This is a genomic window from Mycobacterium sp. E1386 (assembly GCF_001672745.1).
Lineage (GTDB): Bacteria > Actinomycetota > Actinomycetes > Mycobacteriales > Mycobacteriaceae > Mycobacterium.
The window spans coordinates 1-2,283 of sequence record NZ_LZKH01000214.1; the positions used below are offsets into that span (position 1 = coordinate 1).

The window sequence follows — 2,283 nt, forward strand, 5'->3', positions numbered from 1 at the left end:
AGCCGAAAGGAAAGATCATGACCGTCACCGTTGTCGACGCGGGCCCGCGGCAGGTAAGCCGGTCGGTCGAAGTGGCCGCGCCGGCCGCCGAACTGTATGCGATGGCCGCCGATCCGCGGCGACACAGCGAACTGGATGGGTCGGGCACCGTGCGTGACAACATCAGCGTGCCCGCGGAATTGACTGTGGGGTCGAAGTTTTCGACCAAGATGAAGATGTATGGCCTGCCGTACCGCATCACCAGCACGGTGACGGCCCTGAAACCGGACGAACTGGTCGAATGGCGTCACCCGGTGGGGCACCGCTGGCGGTGGCAATTCGAGGCGCTTTCGCCGACCCGGACCCGGGTCACGGAGACGTTCGATTATCGCGACGCCGGTGCGGTCAAGAACGCGTTGAAGTACTACGAGCGAATCGGGGCATGTAAAGGCAACGCCGCCGGAATCGAAGCGACGCTGGCCCAGTTGCGCGATCGTTACGCCGGATAAGCCGCGACGCTGAACGGAAGCGGCGCGTAAATCGTGGCTGCTCTGTGAACGAAATCGAGTCGCCCGCGGCCGTCGCGCACGTGGGGACACCGCACTCCCTGGCGCAGCCGCTGACCCGGTCGGGACAACTCATCAGCCGTTACGGACTGGTCGTCGTGCTGGCCTGGATCGGGTTCGGGAAGTACGTGAAGATGGAATCCCGCGTGCTCATCGAACACAGCCCGCTGATGAGTTGGATCTACGACGTGTTCAGCGTTTCCGCCGTCGCGCGCGGGCTGGGGACCATGGAAATCGTTGCCGCCCTTCTCATCGCGCTTCGGCCGGTGTGGCCGCGCGCATCGGCGGCGGGCAGCGCGCTGGCGGTGGTGCTGTTCGTGGGAACGCTGAGCTTCCTGTTCACCACACCCGGGGTGGTCGCGACGCATGCCGGTGGTCTCCCCGTGCTGTCGGCGCTGCCGGGCCAGTTCCTGCTGAAGGATCTGGTGCTGATCGGTGTCGCCGTGTGGAGCCTGGGTGACGCGCTGTCGGCGGGCAGGTCACACGTTGGGCAGAACCTCGTCGGTCATTAGGTGCAGGCTGGCCCAGCCCGCGTCGATCGGAAGGCCGCCGATGAGGGGGTTGACCACGACTTCTTTTCTGCCGCCGCGGATCTGATCGATCAACTGTTCCGGGGTGAGGATCTCGAGATGGTTGAGGCGGCGCAGGTCCCGGACGGAGGCTGGCGCGGTTTCGCTGGGCCGCGGCACGTCGGCGCGCTTCCAGGCGCTGTACTCGGCCGCCTCCGCCAGGATGAAGTCCCCGTAACGCGACCACGCCTCGTCGGGGTCGGTGTGCAGCATGGTGACGGTGCTTCCGTTCTCGGGGTGGTAGACGAAGCCTTCGTTTCCGTGGTTGCGCAACTCCCGCGTATAGACGGCTTCGACCTCGGGCATGGCCATCGGTGGTGAAAACGGAAGTCCGAAGCGGGCCGCGCGCCGGGCCGCCGCGGCGGTCATGCCGCCAACGAAAAGGATCGGATGCGGACGGGTACAGGGTTTCGGGGTGACGTTGATGAGCGCGCCCTCGTATTCGAAGGGCTGATCGCTCCACGCCTTGAGTAGGACCGTCAGGCAGTGGTCCATCAGGGTCGCCCGCCTGGACCAGTCCTTGCCGACGGCGTGGTACTCCTCGGGCCGGTAACCCATGCCGGCCACGAAACTGAAGCGGCCCTGGGTCAGGTTGTCCAGCACGGCGATGTCCTCGGCCAGCCGAATCGGGTCGTAGAGCGGGACGATCAACGCGTTGACGCTGATGCGCACGCTGTGTGTGCGCCCCGCGACGGCGGCGGCCAGAATCAACGGCGACGGAAGCCAACTCGTGGCCGCCAGGTGATGTTCTTCTGCGCTGACGGCGGTGAAGCCGTGGCGGTCGGCGAACTCCGCCATGTCCAGCGCGGCCCGGTAGCGATCCGCCTGGCGCGCTGTGGGATCGGCGACATTGGTCATGTTGAGCCGCAGCGCGGTGAGTAACTTCATCGTTGGGCGCCGGCCGGGCGGGCGAAGAGTGTTCCGCTGATCAGTTCCTTGGCGCAATCCAGCGCGGCCGCGTACGCGTCCGGAGCCAGAGTGGCGGCCCGCTCCGTGAGGCCGCGCGCCAGTGCGTGGATCGCATCGGCCGCGGCGTCCGCGTGGGTGTCGAGTGGTAGCGCACCCTGCGCCCGGGCGTCACCGACGATCTCAGTTATCGTGTCCCGCAACGCTTTCAGCCCGGCGTACCGTGGCCGGCCGCTGGCCGGATGCTCGTTGCTCTCTGTGCG

The 2,283-nt window shown here is 66.8% G+C and carries 3 protein-coding genes and 1 pseudogene; 2 read left to right on the forward strand and 2 right to left on the reverse strand.

What is annotated here, in order from left to right:
- The first annotated feature begins 17 nt into the window (after positions 1–17).
- Both A5709_RS22000 and A5709_RS22005 read left to right on the forward strand, forming a co-directional pair.
- The gene (locus A5709_RS22000) at positions 18–488 is read left to right on the forward strand and encodes an SRPBCC family protein (RefSeq protein WP_068122462.1); all 471 of its coding nucleotides are present in this window, start codon (positions 18–20) and stop codon (positions 486–488) included.
- 53 nt (positions 489–541) lie between these two features.
- Positions 542–1,057, forward strand: coding sequence for a YkgB family protein (locus A5709_RS22005; protein ID WP_231987040.1), 516 nt, complete (start codon positions 542–544; stop codon positions 1,055–1,057).
- Here the strand turns inward: A5709_RS22005 and A5709_RS22010 are convergent.
- Together A5709_RS22010 and A5709_RS28545 are read right to left on the reverse strand one after the other, a co-directional pair.
- A complete protein-coding gene (locus tag A5709_RS22010) occupies positions 1,025–2,002 on the reverse strand; it encodes an LLM class flavin-dependent oxidoreductase (protein ID WP_068122460.1) in 978 nt (325 codons plus the stop codon). The two genes, A5709_RS22005 and A5709_RS22010, sit on opposite strands and share 33 nt — an antisense overlap.
- Positions 1,999–2,283, reverse strand: a pseudogene (locus A5709_RS28545) (TetR/AcrR family transcriptional regulator); the annotation flags it as partial. The pseudogene A5709_RS28545 and the gene A5709_RS22010, both read right to left, overlap by 4 nt.

What these genes read in the sequence shown, in the direction of transcription:
- A5709_RS22000 (WP_068122462.1), top strand. Translation starts at nt 18, where the DNA reads ATGACCGTCACCGTTGTCGACGCGGGCCCGCGGCAGGTAAGCCGGTCG.
- A5709_RS22010 (WP_068122460.1), bottom strand. Translation starts at nt 2,002, where the DNA reads ATGAAGTTACTCACCGCGCTGCGGCTCAACATGACCAATGTCGCCGAT.